The following is a 15427-nucleotide window of genomic DNA, read 5'->3' on the forward strand; positions in this document are numbered from 1 at the left end:
TAGCGCGGGGCACCGGCTACGGGCCCTCCGACAGGAGGGCAGAGTGACGGTATGAGCAGGCACCAGTTACCCGATTCCTTCCCGGATCCCGCAGAGGGGCCAGAGCAGTGGCTGCCGGACGAGTCCGCGGAGACGCTGCTGGTCACCGGAATCGAGGTGCTGCGCAGTGAGGTGGAACGCATAGTGGCAGCAGCCGGGGGCCGGTTGCGGACGGTGCGGGACGTGCAGGAAGCAGCTCCGTTCTGGGACACTGCGGCAGCGGTGCTGGTCGGCAGCGACATCCTGGACCTGCCGCTACGGAGGCGGGCACCGGCCGTGCTCGTTGGCCTGAGCGGGGACGGGGACAGCCTGTGGCAGCTCGCCGCTGTCATCGGGGCCGAACGGGTTGCCGTCCTCCCAGACGCCTCATCCTGGCTGGCCGAATACCTCAGCCGCTCCCGCTCGCCCGAGGCCGGAGGGCTGGTCCTCGGCGTCGTCGGCGGCTGCGGCGGGGCCGGAGCAACGACGGCGGCAATCTGGCTTGCCCAGGCCGCTGCCCGGCACGGGGCCCGCGTCCTCTTGGTGGACGGGGACCCCTGGGGTGGCGGCATGGAACTGGCGCTCGCCGCCGAGGACTCCGACGGGCTTCGCTGGCCGGACCTCGCGGGGGCCAGCGGCAGCATCGATCCTTACCAGCTCGCTGAGGCCTTGCCGGTGGCTGGCGGCTTCTCGTTTTTGTCTTGGCCCGGCCGCCGGGAGCGGGCTGTCGGGGTCGATGCCGGCTCGGTGTCCGGGGTCCTGGACGCGGCCCGGCGCGGCTATGAGCTGGTGGTTCTGGACATTGGCCGCGGTCGCGAGGTGCTTCGGGCTTTCGCCTGGGAGTGTGACCGGCTTGTGGTCCTCGCCCCCGCCCAGCTGCGTGCGGCCGTCGCAACCGCGCGGCTGCTGCAGGAACTGCCCCCGGTGGAAACCTCCCTCGTGGTCCGGGGTACGCCCGGGGCCGCGCTGGACGAGTTCCATATCGCCGAATCCGTGGGGCTTCCGCTGCACGGGATTCTGCCCGAGGTCAGGGGGGTCGCCTCCGCCACGGAACGAGGGCGTCTGCTGGAAGTCGGCCAGCAACGCAGCGTCCGCCGGTTCGCCGCGACACTTCTTGACCTCAGCGGCGGAGACCCCGGATGAGTGCGCATGCGGCTCCCGGGCCGCCGGACACGAACAGCGCCCTGCGCTCACACGGACAACGTCAGCAGGCACACAGCGCCGTCGACGCACGACTGTTGGAGTCCGTCCGGGAGTCCGTCATGTCCGAGACCGGCCCGGTGACTCCTTCCCGGGTGGCCGCCGCTGTGCAGGCGACCGGGCGGCTGCTTGGCACCGCGGGTGCCCTGGCCGCCGTGGAAAGCATCAGCGCGGAGCTGAGCGGGCTGGGCCCGTTGCAGGCGCTGGTGAGGGATCCCGCCGTGACGGACGTCTTCGTCAACGGCCCGGATGCGGTCTGGCTGGACCGAGGCAACGGCCTGGAGAAGGCGCCGGTCGTCTTTTCCGGCGAGCCGCAAATCCGCGCACTTGCCGCACGGCTCGTGGCGGCGGGCGGCCGGCGACTTGATGACGGGTCTCCGTGCGTGGACGTCAGGCTCGACGGCGGCTACCGGGTCCACGCAGTCCTGCCGCCGATCTCCACGACGGGAACACTCCTCAGCGTGAGAATCCGGCGGGACAAGGTCTTCACCATGCTGGAGTTGCGGCGGAACGGCATGTTCGGACCCCTCGTCCAGACGGTGCTGGAACGCATCATCGACCGGCGGTTGGGCTTTCTGATCAGCGGCGCAACAGGCTCAGGAAAGACCACGCTGCTCGCGACGCTGCTCGGCCTGTGCCATCCGGCTGAGCGGCTCGTCCTCATTGAAGACGCCTCGGAGCTCAACCCTGTCCACCCGCACGTGGTGTCGCTGGAATCCCGGCATGGAAACCTCGAGGGAAGCGGTGTCGTGGATCTCGGTGAGCTGGTCCGCCAGGCGTTGAGGATGCGGCCGGACCGGCTGGTCGTGGGTGAGTGCCGGGGTGCCGAGGTCCGGGAACTGCTCACAGCCATGAATACCGGCCACACAGGAGGCGGCGGAACCATCCACGCGAACACCGCGGCCGCCGTTCCTGCACGGCTGACGGCACTGGGGGCCCTGGCCGGTATGGGCCAGGATGCCGTGCGCCTGCAGGTGGCAAGCGCGCTCGACGCCGTCGTCCATGTGGGACGGGCGGGGAACAGGCGGTTCGTGGCGTGCGTCGGCCTTCTGGAGGAGCACGAAAGAGCCCTGGCGGTCACCGTTGCACTCGACGTCGTTGACGGCGGCGTACGGTACGGCCCGGCCTGGCCGCGGCTGGCGGACCGGCTCGGCCTGGATCCCGGCCTGGGCAGGGTTCCGGTGTGACTTCCGCCCTGATCGGCGTGCTGGCTCTCGCCGTTTGGTTGGCCCTTGCGCCCCCTGGTGGCCCCGGCCGGCGGTTCCGCCGGCAGCTCGCCGCGCCGCCACGGCAAACTGCGCCGGAGCCGGCCGATTCCCGCGCGCACCGCGGCCAGGCACGCCGTGGCCTGCGCCGGGCAGGACGGAATCCCCGCGGTGCGGCTTCAGTGCCGATGACCGTCCTTGTCCAGCAGCTGGCTGCCCTGCTCAGAGGGGGCCGTACCCCCTCGCGGCTGTGGGATGAGCTGTGGCACCTCTACGGCGGGGACGCTCTGCCGGGCCGGTCCATGTCCGATGGCCCACCCCGGGACGCAGCGCTTGCCCCGGACTCGCTGGCCAGTCTGGCTGCAGCCCGCGCCGCAGCGAGGTGCGGGGCCCCCGTGGGCGAGGCCATCCGAAGCGCCGCCACTGGCAGACGCGCCCGTGCCGGTCCGGGATTCGGAAAGGATGACGCCGGCCGGGAGCGCGCCAACTGGATCGAATTGGCCGCGTGCTTCGACGTGGCCGAGGTCAGCGGCTGCCCGTTGGCCGACATTCTGACCCGCTTCGCCGCCCAGCTTGAAGCCGAGGAGGATGCGGAAGCCGCCCGGCAGACTGCGCTGGCTGGTCCCCGGGCAACAGTTCGATTGCTCAGCTGGTTGCCGGTCCTGGGTCTGGGTCTTGGCATGCTGCTGGGCGTGGACCCGATAGACATCCTGCTGGGGGCGCCGCTAGGTCTGGCGGCCCTGGCGGTGGGTGTTGCCCTCACAGCCGCGGGACGGATCTGGTCGGCCAGGCTCGTCAGGTCGGCGGCGGGGGAAACACGGTGAGTGCAGGGCTCGCCGGCATGGCGGTTACGGCCCTTCTGGCGGGCGCTGCGTGGGTGTCGTTTGCCCACCGCTCACAGGCCAGGCGAAGACTCAGTCGGCTCGAGCCCGGACGGCTGGTAGCCGGCCATACCGGACTTGCCGGGAAGGCCCACGGCGACGAAGGAACGTCCGGCGCCGCGGGCCTTGGTGACACGGCCATGATGCTCGAACTGATCGGCGCGATGCTGGACGCGGGCGCCGGTCTTGGCCGCTCCTTGGAGCTCGTGGCGGCCCTGGCCGCCCAGGATTTCAGCGTCCCGCTTCGCCCGGTTGTGTCCGCGCTGGCTATCGGCGCCGACTGGGACACAGCCTGGCGCAGTTCACGCAACCGGTCGCCCCAGCTGTTGGCCCTGCGCGACGCCTTGGGGTTCGCCGCCCTCACCGGGGCGCCATCTTCTGCCATCCTCTATGCCCAGGCGGCCCGGATCCGCCGCGACCGCTTCAGGACCGCAGAGAAAGCCGCGGCCGCCCTTGGCGTGAAGCTTGTGGTCCCGCTGGGCCTTTGTTCCCTGCCGGCCTTTGTGTGTCTCGGCGTCGTCCCGGTGCTGCTGGCGCTGCTCCCCGGCTGATCCAAACCGGTCCGTCGACGGCGTGAGTCGACGGGGTGAATGGAGTAGCCCGGCGGCAACGGCCCACGGCGATCCCTTTCCAAGGTTTTCTCAAGTCGCCGCCGATATCGTGCGGTAGGCATCGCAGTACGAGCGCCCTCGTGTGTGGCCCACCGATATTTACCCGCCAAGGGCGTCCGCTATCTCGGTACGTCTGGAAAAAAATATTCGGGAGTTTGAATTCGAGGCAGGGGGGCAGATCAATGATTCGACTGCGAAGGGCTGGCATTATTGCGGCACTAAATCTGTTGGTGTTGGCCGGAGTGGCCGTCGGGGCGGCGCCGGCCCAAGCCGCCGTCACGTGCGCCCCGGCCACACCGGCACCCACCAACAACTTTCCCGGCACAACAGTCGTTGCGACCAGTTTCGAGGAAAAAACAATCTCAGCGTCAGGCTTCAACGCCCCCAATATCGCCGGGACAGGCACGGCCACGATCTCCGAGAAAAACAAACATTCCGGACGGTGCGCCGCCCTCCTGCACGTGACCAACACGCCGGGCTCCCTGGCCAACTTTTCCGCCCCCCTGCCCGCCGGCAGCAAGGACGTCTACGCCGACGGCTGGTTTAACGTCACCGCCAAGGGCGTCGACACCAACAACGTTCCCTACTTCCGGTTTTTCAACAACGGTACGAGGGTCCTCGACGTCTTTCGCGCCAACAACGGCCTCGGCGCACTGTGGCTGCGCGTCGCATCGCCGACCGGGAAACTCACCTATACCCGGCTGGTGCCCAGCGTCGCACTGAACAGCTGGCATCACCTGACAATGCATGCCATAGCCAACGGCGCGTCCACAACGGTGGAGATCTCGTTTGATAACAAGTCGGTCTTGTCCAGCAACCAGGTCAAGATCGACGTCGACACGCTGTCCGCAGTGCAGTTGGGCGCCGAACACCGGAGGCAAGCGGGGGACGTCTACATCGACGACGTGATCATCAAGGCTTCGGCAAACGGAGCCGGCCTTCCCGGTACGTTTGCTCCGATCACGCCCACCCGGCTGCTTGACACCCGGACCGGGTCCCCGGTCGGTGCGGATTCCGCCGTGTCCTTCCAGGTCGCGGGAGTCAACGGAATCCCGGCCAAGGTGGCATCCGTCGTGTTCAACCTGACGGTCACCTCGCCCAAGGCCGCAGGCTTCGCCACCGCCTATGCCTCCGGTTCCCCCCGCCCGAACGCGTCCAACCTGAACTTCAACGCCGGCCAGACCCTGCCGAACCTGGTCACGGTCCCGGTGGGGGCCGACGGGAAGGTCACGCTCTTCAACCGCTCCTCCGGCAGTTCCCACCTGATAGCGGACGTCACCGGCTACTACGCCCCGGGCACCCCGGCCACCCCGGGCGCCTTCAAGTCGCTCGCGCCCTCCCGGATCCTGGACACCAGGAATGCCTCAGCCGTGGCCGCCGACACGCCGTTGTCCTTCCAGGTCGCGGGCGTCAACGGGATCCCCGCCTCGGTGGCAGCGGTGGTCTTCAACCTCACAGTGACCGAGCCGAAGTCCTTCGGATTCGTCACCGCCTACGCCTCAGGCACGGCGCGGCCCAACGCGTCCAACCTGAACTTCAACACCGGCCAAAACGTGCCTAACCTGGTCACGGTCCCGGTCGGGGCCGACGGGAAGGTCACCGTGTTCAACCGCTCCGCCGGGACAACCCAGCTCATCGCCGACGTCGCCGGCTACTACCTCCCCGGCACACCGACCGCATCGGGTGCCTTCAAAGCCATCGGACCCACCCGGGCACTGGACACCAGGACCGGCTCCGCCGTCGGCGCGGACTCCGCCGTTTCCTTCCGGGTCTCCGGAGCCAACGGCATCCCCGCCAACGTGTCCGCCGTCGTCTTCAACCTGACCGTCACCTCGCCCAAGTCCTTCGGTTTCGTCACCGCGTTTGCTTCCGGTACGGCGCGTCCCAATGCGTCCAACCTGAACTTCAACACCGGCCAGACCATTCCGAACCTGGTCGCTGTCCCGGTAGGCTCCGACGGCCGGGTGTCGCTGTTCAACCGCTCCTCGGGCAGCTCCCAGCTCATCGCGGACATCGCAGGGTACTTCCTCCAGTAGTGCCTTGAGCCGGGACATACGTAACCCTCTGGATGATTGAAGGTCTCTTAGCCTGTTGCGCACCACCAACGGCTAAGAGGCCTTCATCATGTCTGTCATGAAGGGAGCCCGGCCACCGGCCACCGGCCTTCGAGCGCCGCCGCGGCTGACTATTCCTGAGTGCTCCTCGACATCCGGCCGGATTGCGTCGTTTTCCACTTGGGCTGCCTCGCTACTTACCGGCATGTCACTGAGCCGGGAGAGTCGAAGCAGCCGGCAATTCCGCCGGAACCCGTGAAAGGAAAACACATGTCGATCCATCGAGACGCGCCCGCCGAAAACCGCCGAGTCCCGGCAGAGGCTGGCACTGCGCAGGTGCTGGAGATCTATCCCGGTGCCCGTACCGCCATCCCGGTCCGCACGAGGCTTCGCGGCTCCGAGGCCGGGATGGCCACGGCCGAGTACGCCATCGCCACGCTGGCCGCCGTGGGATTTGCGGGGGTACTCGTCTTCATCATGCGCAGTGACGAGGTCCGGGGGTTCTTGCTCAACCTCATCCGCACCGCCCTGGCGTTGCCATGAAGTCCGGAAGTACCGTCGCCGACGGGGCACACGAGCGAGTCGTCCGGGCGAAGTCGCGGGGATCCCGGGGAGCTGCTTCGCCACCGGCAAACGGCCGCTTCCAGGAACGGCGAGATCAGCGCGCAGGCTCCTGTCACGGCGCCGTGACGGCCGAATTTGCTGTTGCCTTGCCCGCTGTGATGCTCTTGCTGGCCCTGCTGCTGGCGGGATCAGCTGCAGGAGTGACACAGCTCCGCTTCGAGGAAGCCGCCCGGGCAGGTGCGCGGGCCTTGGCACGGGGCGAAGGAGCTGCCGCCGTCGACGGAATCGTCCGCCGGCTCGCCGGCGAGTCAGCAGGGTCAGCCGTGACGTCCGACGGCGGGTGGCTCAGCGTTACGGTTTCCGGCCGGGTGCCCGGCTCCGTCGGTTCACTTGTCCCGTGGACTCTCTCCGCACGCTCCTGGGCGCGGAGCGAGTCGTCCCCGGCCTCGGCCCTCGCCAGGGTCGGCGCGGCCCATCGTCACCAGCCCCTGAGGCTGAACGCGTGAGGCCGCCCCGGACTGGCCCCGCGGCCCCCGTGCCGGTGCATGAGCCGGAACGCGGCTCAGGAACGGTCCTGGCCCTGGGACTGGGGATGGTCCTCATCACGGCAATCGTCTTGATCCTGTTCCTTGCACAGTCGGCCGTGATGGCGTCCCGGGCCGCTGCTGCCGCCGACCTCGCGGCGCTGGCAGCCGCGGATGCGGTCCGGGGAATCACTGCCGGCGAACCGTGCACCGTGGCTTCGGAGGTCGCACGGCGCAACAACGCAAGGGTCCTCAGCTGTTCGGAGGGGACCGGCGAAACGGTTCAAGTCCGGACGGAGCTCAACGCCGGCACGGTGTTCGGGGCGGCCACCGGGCTGGCCCGCGCCGGTCCACCACCGCCAGGAACCGGGCCGTAGCCGAGACCAGCTGACCTGCCAGCGCCAGCACCGGACATGTCCACGCTTTGGCCGGGTGGCCACCGTGCCGCCGCCGTGTGGCCGCCGGGTGGCCACCGTGCCGCCGCCGGGCAGGGCCGCCTTGGGGAGGGCCTGCCACGGGCCGGAGTCAGGCCTGGAGCGGAGCCGCTGACCGGTCCGAGACGCCCAGCCGGCCGTTAGGCACTCGTCCGTCGCCTGCCGGCCCGTCGCCAGGGTGCAGGCCACCAACCGGACCGGCGTCCATCCGCTCGGTGGCGTCCTTCAACAGCACATCGATGAGCGTGACGGCGGCGTCCTTCTCCAGGGGGTTGTTCTTGTTGCCGCATTTGGGCGACTGTACGCAGGACGGGCAGCCGGACTCGCATTCGCAGGCCTTGATGGCGTCGCGGGTGGCGGACAGCCACACCCTGGCCTTGTCGTAGCCACGTTCGGCGAAGCCCGCGCCGCCCGGGTGCCCGTCGTACACGAAGATCGTGGGCACTCCGGTGTCTGCATGGATGGCAGTCGACACCCCGCCGATGTCCCAGCGGTCGCTGGAGGCAACCAGTGGCAGCAGGCCGATCGCGGCGTGTTCGGCGGCATGCAGGGCCCCGGGGAACTGCGCCTCGATCAGTCCCGCACCGGTCAGTGACAGATTGTCCATGACAAACCAGACAGCTTTGGTGAACAGGTCCCGGGCGCCCAGCTGAAGCGGTTCTTCACCGAGGATTTCATTCGAAATCAGTGCCTTGCGCTGGAAGGAGACCACCTGCGTTGTCACTTTCACGTCGCCGAAATGCACCGCGACGTCGCCCCATTGGGTGGTGCGCTGCGTCTCCAGCACCTCGATCTGGGTCACGTCCCGGGCGGTGGTGTAGTAGTCCGGGTTCGCCCGGCGCACCACCACGCAGTGATCGTCCTCGTTCAAGTCCTCGACCACGTAGCTGTCGCCCTGGTGGACGTACACGGCTCCGGTGTGGGCCTGGTAGTGCGTCTGCGGCGAATCCATGGTCCCCAGCAGGGAGCCGGTGTCGGCGTCCACGATGCTCACCGGACCGCCGCCGTCGGCCCGCAGGTTCACCATTGCCGCCGCACTCTGCGGGTGGGTCCAGAACCAGCCGGCGGGACGTTTGCGCAGGTAGCCCTGGGACACGAGCCGGTCCAGCAGCTTTTCCGCGGTGCCGCCAAACAGCTCCACTTCGGCATAGCCCAGCGGCAGTTCGGCGGCGGCGGCGCACAGGTGCGGGCCCAACACATAGGGATTGGAGGGGTCGAAGACCGTCGCTTCGACCGACACGTCGAAGATCGCCTCGGGATGATTCACGAGGTAGGTATCCAGCGGGTCGTCGCTCGCCACGAAGGCGGCGATGGCATCCTGACCGGCGCGCCCGGCCCGGCCGATCTGCTGGAACAACGACGCGCGGGTGCCTGGCCAGCCGGCGACGAGCACCGCGTCGAGCCCGGAGATGTCGATGCCGAGTTCCAGCGCAGAGGTGCTGGAGACTCCCAAAAGTTCGCCGGACCGCAGGGATTTCTCCAGGGCCCGCCGCTCCTCCGGGAGGTAGCCCGAGCGGTAGGCGGCGACCCGCTGCGGCAGGCTGGGATCCACCTCGTCCAGGAGCCGCTTGGTGATGGACGCAATCGTCTCGGCGCCGCGCCGTGACTTGATGAACGCAATGGTCCGGATCCGGGAGGACACCAGGTTGGCCAGCAGGTCCGCGGTTTCCGCCACCGCCGTCCGGCGCTCCTTGGCGCCATTCTCGCCGCGGAGCTCGGTCAGGGCCGGCTCCCAGAACGCGACGGTGGTGGAGCCATGCGGCGAGGAGTCCTCGGACACCGCGCGGACCGGTGCACCGATGAGCCGGCCGAAGGATGTCCCCGGCTCCGACGCGGTGGCGGAAGCGGCGATGAACACGGGGCCCGGATGTGAGCCGCCCGGGCTGTAGTAGGCGCAGATGCGGCGCAGCCGGCGCATCAGGTTGGCCACATGGGATCCGAAAACACCGCGGTAGCTGTGGGCCTCGTCCACGATCACGTAGCGCAGCCGGCGGAAGAACCGGGCCCACCAGGCGTGGTTGGGCAGGATCCCGAAGTGCAGCATGTCCGGATTGGCCAGGATGAAGTTCGCGTGGTCCCGGATCCAGCGCCGCGACGCCGGATCGGTATCACCGTCGTAGGTTTCGGCCCGCACGGTGGGGAGTTTCAGTGCCCGGATGGCGGCCAGCTGGTCGGCCGCCAGGGCCTTGGTAGGGGAGAGGTAGAGCGTGACGGCGCCGTCGTCGTGGATCTTGCCCGGATCGGCGAGGACGCGCAGCTCGGACCGGTGGATGGCGTCGAGCGCCGGCAGCTGATAGGCCAGCGACTTGCCGGAGGCAGTTCCCGTGGCGATCACGACGTGCTCGCCGGCGTGGGCCAGCTCGGCGGCCTGGACCTGGTGGCGGTACGGCTCGTGGATGCCGAGGGAGCCGTAGGCGGTCACGAGCTCGGGGTGGGCCCACTCCGGCCACGGTGCGCTGACAGCCTGGCGGGCGGGGATGGTGCGCACATGGCGGAGCTGCTCCGGGTCCGGACCTCGGCCCAGCAACGGAATCAGGGACTCATGTGGGTTCACTCGTCCATTCTTTCACCCGGGCTCAAATCACCCGGGCCCGGCCTCAGGGGTGGATTCAGCCCACCGACAGGTCCGTGCCCTCGTCCGAGGCCGAGAGCATCAGCACATTGCAGACGGTGCTCCAGCCGAGGTGGGAGTACAGTTTCTGGCCGTCCAGCGAGGCCAGCAGCAGCCCGGTTTCGACGTCGTGCTCGAATGCCTGGGCGGCCAGGGCTTTCATGATGAAGCTGCCCAGCCCGCGCCGCTGATAGCCCGGCTCGGTGACGATCTTGTCGAAGATCGCCGTGCGGTCCACGACGAAGACGCGCCCGCTGGCGGCAATTTCGTCTCCGGCACGGACCACGGCATGGTGGACCCGGCCGGTCTGGGAGGTCGCAAGCTTGAGGTCGTCGTCGGAAAGCCAGGGGTCCTCGGAGTCCTGGGTCTCCATGTCCACGATCATCATCGTCTGGGAAGCCGACGTGACGTTGAGCCCGCGGGTCGGCGCCAACGCGGTGTAGCGAGCCACGTCATTGGTGAAGATGGTGAGGATCCGGGCCGGGACTTCGGCCGTCCTGGCGGCCAGCTGCGCGAACTCCGAGTCCGAGGGATCGTGGGCGAAATACTCCCACTCGCGGGTTGTGTCCGCACGCAAGGCCGCCGGGAACCGGCCCTCCCTGCGCGTCTCATACTCGCGACAACCGGCCCAGCCGGCCACCCAGATTTCCAGCAGGTGGGTGGTGTCTTCAACCATGGCGTCCAGACTCATGAGATGAGCGTATTCCAGCCCCGCCACAAGCAACAGTGGCCGGGCCCGGGAACCCTCCTTGCGTACGAAATTGTGACCGGACCGCGGGCCAGCCCCGCCGCGACGCCGGGCCCGCCGGCCAGCCCCGCCCGCCACCGGAAGGCACCGCGTGTCCCCGCCGTTCGGCCCCTCCAGTACGCTTTAACACGTGGCTTTGAACCGAATTGTGCTCTTTTACGGCTTTACCCCTCTGCCGGACCCGGACGCCGTCCGGCTCTGGCAGCGCGCCCTGTGCGAGAAACTCGGGCTGACGGGCCGCATCATCATCTCCAAGGACGGCATCAATGCGACGGTCGGCGGCGAGCTGCCGGCGGTCAAGCAGTATGTGAAGACCACCCGCGAATACCAGGGCTTCCACGGCATCGACGTGAAATGGTCCGACGGCGGCGCCGCAGACTTCCCGCGGCTGAGCGTCAGGGTGCGGGACGAGATCGTGTCCTTCGGTGCGCCCGGCGAGCTCAAGGTGGACGCCAGCGGCGTCGTAGGCGGCGGCACGCACCTCCAGCCCGCCGAACTCCACGAGCTTGTGGAGGCCAAGAAAGCCGCAGGCGACGAGGTCGTGTTCTTCGACGGCCGCAACGGCTTCGAGGCCCAGATCGGCAAGTTCAAGGACGCGATCGTCCCCGACGTCGCCACCACCCACGACTTCATCAAGGAACTCGACTCCGGAAAATACGACGCGCTCAAGGACAAGCCGGTCGTCACCTACTGCACCGGCGGCGTCCGGTGCGAAGTGCTCTCCAGCCTGATGGTGAACCGCGGCTTCAAAGAGGTCTACCAGCTCGACGGCGGGATCGTCCGCTACGGCGAGACATTCCGGGACCAGGGCCTCTGGGAAGGTTCGCTCTACGTGTTCGACAAGCGCATGCACGTCGAATTCAGCGAGGACGCAAAAACGATCGGCGAGTGCGTACGCTGCTCGGCCCCGACCAGCAAATTCGAGAACTGCTCGAACCCGGCGTGCCGCACCCTCACCCTGTACTGCGCTGGCTGCGCCGCCAGCCCGGAGACGCTTCGCTGCCCCGAAGGCTGCGCCGCCTGAGGCGTCGCCCCCGGGGTCATCGTCGGTTCAGGCTGTGCTCAGATGCGGCTGACGCGGTACGCAAAGTTCGCCGGCGCATTCGCGTCCACCTTCACGTCTAGCACCGCGTCCGCGGCCAGATACACCACGTTTACCCTCGAGGTCCCGCACCGGAGGCTCAGGTCCACCAGTTCGTTCTCTCCATTGTCGATGGAAAAGGACACGCGGCGGGTACTCCGGCAGGCGAGGGTCAGCGCGTAGGTGCCCTTCGGCAGCTGGGTGGTGGTCTCTTTCCGCTCTTCGTCGGTTTCCAGCGTTCCGTAGCCCGAATGGAAGACCTGGCCCTCGGCATCGGGCAGCACTTGCCTGACCCAGGCATCAAGTTCCGCCCCGGACACGGGCTGGTTCAGGCCGGGATCCTGAGGCAGCGCAGCATCCGTGAAGGCCGGCGCGGAGGGCAAAGCCGCGTCATCATTTGACAGGCCGTCGTCATACTCGTAGGCACAGCCGCTCAGCACCCCCCCAAGCAGCGCAAGGGAGACCACGACGGCGGATGCCGTGGTACGCGACCGCGGCATCCTTTTTCCCCGCACAGTTCCCGGCACAGGCATGCCCTGACTCTAGGGGCGGCGGAACGAATTGGCCAGAGTCGAACGGCCTAGTCAAGAGAAACGCCGCGTGGGTTCCCGGTTGCAGGCAGGCCCCTGAGCCTGCGGCTGGGGCCGGGAGCGCAAGGCTGCTACGCGGCGCGCGTCAGCTGGTAGGCATAGATCAGCGGGGCGTCCACGCTGGCCGTCCTGATCTGCACAGTACCTGCCGCCTGCACCTTGATCCGCGCCGTCTCCCTGCTGCCGTTGCACGCCGCACCCGCCTCGGTGAGGTGGTGTCCGTCCAGGGAGACATCGAAGAAGGCCTTGCCTCCGCCGTCGCAGCTGACGGTCAGGGTGTAGCTGCCGGCCGGGACTCCTGTGGCGGTCTTGACGATCGGATTCCGGTCGAGGATCTTGCCCGCGTCCTCCAGAACTATCCCGCTGGCCGAGGGCAGGGCGGTGGCTTTCCACGCCGGTACATCGGCGGATTCGATGGAACCTGCGGGTGAGCATGCTGAGGCGGCGAGTACGACGGCGGCGCCGGCGGCCGCGCCGGCGAATCGCCGCCGCAGCATCGGGTAGCCGGGGAGCCGGACGGTACGGAAAGGCATTCCTCCAACTTACCGCGTGCGGACGCTGGCTCGGGCCCGGCGCAGGGGCGTCCGCCGTTTCTCCGGGGACGCCGCTGCCTGCCCTAGCCCGCAATCAGTTCGAGCACTTCCCCCCGGTGCAATGCGAGGTACACCCTGTCGCGCAGGCGGTTCGCCTCCTCATCCGTCAGCGTCCGGTCCAGCGGCTGCAGCACCAGGCGGAGGAGCACGTTCACCTGCTCCGGCGCCATCCGAAGGCGTTCGACCGCCGCGGCCGGCAGCTTGTCCGCCGGTGTCACCGCCTTGATCTCCAGGGCGGCGAGCACCTCGGCCTCCGTTCCGAGGGCGGTGCGGGCCAGGTCGCCCAGCAGCTCGATGTCGGCGTCTTGCGCTGTTCCGAGGACGAGGGAAAGATCGCGCCGGACCTCGGGCAGGGCAGAGACCGGGCGGTAAGGGTGCAGATCCAGCATCTGCGCCCGGACGTCGGGGTTAGCCGAGCGCAGGAGCCGGATGTCGGTGATGCCCTTGCGCAACATCACCGCGCGGTCCAGCCCCAGGCCAAGGGCGAGCCCGGCCCAGCGTCCGGGGTTCAGCCCGGAGCCGCGCAGGATCCGCGACCCCACGAGTCCGCACTCGGCCAGCTCCAGCCACTCCCGGCTGCCGTCAGGCTGGGTGAGGAGCACATCCAGCTGCTGGCCGCCGTCCGTGTAGCTGTGGTTCGCCGGGGTGGCCCGCCACTGCACGTCCGGGTACCGGGAGGGCGGCAGCACGGCCTCCACCAGGGCGGCCATCATCCTGTGCAGTTCGGCCGGACCGAGGAGGCCGCGCGCCTTGAGCCGCCAGAGGTCCACCTGGTGCGGGGCGCCCACATGGGTGCGGTCGATCGAGTCCCGCCGGTACACCAGCCCGGGCAGGACGTGCAGCCGGTCGTAGTGGCCGAGTTCGCCGCGAAGCGAGTCCAGCAGTGCCGGCATGCCGGCGGAAGTATGGCTGCGCAGCATCACCGTGGGGCTCACGTGCCGCGAGTAGCGCGAGTCCCTCGTCACGTCGTCGGGGGAGTAGCCCAGCCGGTCGTAGTTGTCGGCCGTCGCGACGAGGGGCTGAGCCGGTGCGTCGAGGTCTCAACATGCCAGAGCCGCTCGAGGCCTCCCGTCACCTCGTCCAGCAGCAGCTGCAGGGCGTGGGGGCCGGCGGCGGGATCGCTGAGGTCGCGGAGTTCCAGGGCGGAATGCAACTCGGCAGTGGTCAGGTATTTCTTCATGATGGGGTCCTTAGGGTCAGGGCTGGAAGCGGGAACTCACCCTCAGCCACTGCGCCGGACGGACCCCGGCGGCTGCTGTTATGCGCGCGTCACGTAGCCCGTGCGGCCGGAAAGCGGCCGAGGGCTGATAAATCGCTACTGTATTTGCATGTCTCCATGGTACGACGGGCCGCTGCCGGGGGCCGGTTCCTCCCGGGGCCGTTTCTGCACGGGGAGGAACGACGTCCCCCGGGAGCACCGTCGCCGTAGGGCCGCCGTTCCGGCCGCCGGCCGTACCCCCTTGACCTTGACGTAACGTCAAGCTTTAGAGTCGGGTCACAGGTTGAAAAGATCCGGGAGGAGGGCCGCCACATGGACTGGTCCGTGCAACAGATCGCGAAGCTCGCTGGCACCACGAGCCGGACGCTGCGCCACTACGACGACGTCGGGCTGCTCAAGCCCAGCCGCACCGGCGGCAACGGCTACCGGTACTACGATCGCGGCGCCCTCGTGCGGCTGCAGCGCATCCTGCTCCTGCGCGAGCTCGGACTCGGGCTGGCTGCGGTCGCCGAGGTTATCGGCCACGAGGCGGATGCGGAAAGGGCCCTGGGCCGCCACCTGGAGTGGCTCCGGCAGGAACAGGACAGGCTGGCCCGGCAGATCGCCTCGGTCCAGCAAACCATTGAAGCAGTGAAAGAAGGAGGAGAGATCATGGCAGAACAGATGTTCGACGGCTTTGACCACACCCAGTACAAGGGGGAGGTGGAGGAGCGCTGGGGCCAGGAAGCGTATGCCACGTCCGACGCCTGGTGGCGCGGCATGGGCACGGCCGAGAAGGACGCGTGGAAGCGGCGTTCGAACCAGTTGGGGAGCGACTGGACCTCGGCGGCGGAGACGGGCGTCGCGGCGGACAGCCCGGAGGCCCAGGACCTGGCCCGGCGCCAGGTGGAGTGGCTCGCCGGCATTCCGGGGACACCCGCGGCGGCTCCCGCCACAGGCAGTAACAGCGACCTCAAGGGCTACGTGGCCGGCCTCGGCGAGATGTACGTGGCGGATCCCCGCTTCGCAGCGAACTACGGCGGCGAGGCCGGGGCGGCCTTCGTCCGCGACGCCCTGCGGATCTACGCGGGGAAGCACCTCTAGCCGGAAGGCGT

General features: G+C 68.7%; 15 protein-coding genes and 1 pseudogene. 10 read left to right on the top strand and 6 right to left on the bottom strand.

Features of this window, described 5'->3' with window-relative positions; all coding sequences use genetic code 11:
• Window positions 1–51 precede the first annotated feature (51 nt).
• The 8 genes and pseudogenes from ssd to ACVWZ8_RS11250 all read left to right on the top strand — a co-directional run bounded on the left by ssd (window position 52) and on the right by ACVWZ8_RS11250 (window position 7434).
• Window positions 52–1161: a septum site-determining protein Ssd gene (gene ssd, locus ACVWZ8_RS11215; protein ID WP_426979246.1), complete on the top strand. Its 1110-nt coding sequence runs from the start codon at window positions 52–54 to the stop codon at window positions 1159–1161.
• Entirely contained in the window at window positions 1158–2405 is a 1248-nt protein-coding gene (locus ACVWZ8_RS11220) for a TadA family conjugal transfer-associated ATPase (protein WP_456504679.1), read from the top strand. Before ssd ends, ACVWZ8_RS11220 begins: the two co-directional genes overlap by 4 nt.
• Entirely contained in the window at window positions 2402–3247 is an 846-nt protein-coding gene (locus ACVWZ8_RS11225; protein WP_456504680.1) for a hypothetical protein, read from the top strand. The genes ACVWZ8_RS11220 and ACVWZ8_RS11225 overlap by 4 nt, the downstream gene beginning before the upstream one ends.
• A 17-nt stretch (window positions 3248–3264) precedes the next feature.
• Window positions 3265–3855, top strand: a complete 591-nt coding sequence (locus tag ACVWZ8_RS11230; protein ID WP_426979746.1) for a type II secretion system F family protein — start codon at window positions 3265–3267, stop codon at window positions 3853–3855.
• Between the two features lie 290 nt (window positions 3856–4145).
• The gene (locus ACVWZ8_RS11235) at window positions 4146–5951 is read left to right on the top strand and encodes a hypothetical protein (RefSeq protein ID WP_456504681.1); all 1806 of its coding nucleotides are present in this window, start codon (window positions 4146–4148) and stop codon (window positions 5949–5951) included.
• Between the two features lie 396 nt (window positions 5952–6347).
• Window positions 6348–6512: pseudogene (locus ACVWZ8_RS11240) on the top strand (DUF4244 domain-containing protein); the annotation flags it as partial.
• 143 nt (window positions 6513–6655) lie between these two features.
• The gene (locus ACVWZ8_RS11245; protein WP_426979230.1) at window positions 6656–7039 is read left to right on the top strand and encodes a TadE family type IV pilus minor pilin; all 384 of its coding nucleotides are present in this window, start codon (window positions 6656–6658) and stop codon (window positions 7037–7039) included.
• Window positions 7036–7434 (top strand): Rv3654c family TadE-like protein, encoded by a 399-nt coding sequence (locus tag ACVWZ8_RS11250; RefSeq protein WP_426979229.1) that lies wholly within the window; start codon window positions 7036–7038, stop codon window positions 7432–7434. The genes ACVWZ8_RS11245 and ACVWZ8_RS11250 overlap by 4 nt, the downstream gene beginning before the upstream one ends.
• 148 nt (window positions 7435–7582) lie before the next feature.
• On the opposite strand, the gene ACVWZ8_RS11255 is transcribed toward ACVWZ8_RS11250, so the two are convergent.
• The gene (locus ACVWZ8_RS11255; protein WP_456504682.1) at window positions 7583–10045 is read right to left on the bottom strand and encodes a DEAD/DEAH box helicase; all 2463 of its coding nucleotides are present in this window, start codon (window positions 10043–10045) and stop codon (window positions 7583–7585) included.
• A 55-nt stretch (window positions 10046–10100) separates the two neighbouring features.
• A complete protein-coding gene (locus ACVWZ8_RS11260) occupies window positions 10101–10793 on the bottom strand; it encodes a GNAT family N-acetyltransferase (protein ID WP_426979227.1) in 693 nt (230 codons plus the stop codon).
• A 187-nt stretch (window positions 10794–10980) separates the two neighbouring features.
• Between ACVWZ8_RS11260 and trhO the strand changes: the two genes are divergently transcribed.
• On the top strand, window positions 10981–11874 hold the full coding sequence (gene trhO, locus ACVWZ8_RS11265) for an oxygen-dependent tRNA uridine(34) hydroxylase TrhO (RefSeq protein ID WP_426979226.1): 894 nt from the start codon (window positions 10981–10983) through the stop codon (window positions 11872–11874).
• A 38-nt stretch (window positions 11875–11912) separates the two neighbouring features.
• Here trhO and ACVWZ8_RS11270 read toward each other — a convergent pair whose 3' ends face one another.
• From ACVWZ8_RS11270 to ACVWZ8_RS11285, 4 genes are all read right to left on the bottom strand, one after another.
• Window positions 11913–12431, bottom strand: a complete 519-nt coding sequence (locus ACVWZ8_RS11270) for a DUF6023 family protein (RefSeq protein WP_426979225.1) — start codon at window positions 12429–12431, stop codon at window positions 11913–11915.
• A 161-nt stretch (window positions 12432–12592) separates the two neighbouring features.
• On the bottom strand, window positions 12593–13054 hold the full coding sequence (locus tag ACVWZ8_RS11275; protein ID WP_456504683.1) for a hypothetical protein: 462 nt from the start codon (window positions 13052–13054) through the stop codon (window positions 12593–12595).
• Between the two features lie 83 nt (window positions 13055–13137).
• Window positions 13138–14079, bottom strand: coding sequence for a PheS-related mystery ligase SrmL (srmL, locus tag ACVWZ8_RS11280; RefSeq protein ID WP_456504684.1), 942 nt, complete (start codon window positions 14077–14079; stop codon window positions 13138–13140).
• Complete coding sequence (locus ACVWZ8_RS11285) at window positions 14076–14294, bottom strand: hypothetical protein (RefSeq protein ID WP_456504685.1); 219 nt, start codon at window positions 14292–14294, stop codon at window positions 14076–14078. Before ACVWZ8_RS11285 ends, srmL begins: the two co-directional genes overlap by 4 nt.
• A gap of 351 nt (window positions 14295–14645) precedes the next feature.
• Here ACVWZ8_RS11285 and ACVWZ8_RS11290 point away from each other — a divergent pair, with 351 nt between their 5' ends.
• On the top strand, window positions 14646–15416 hold the full coding sequence (locus tag ACVWZ8_RS11290) for a MerR family transcriptional regulator (protein WP_456504686.1): 771 nt from the start codon (window positions 14646–14648) through the stop codon (window positions 15414–15416).
• The last annotated feature ends 11 nt before the right edge of the window (window positions 15417–15427 follow it).

It is taken from the genome of Arthrobacter sp. UYCu723, assembly GCF_054059215.1.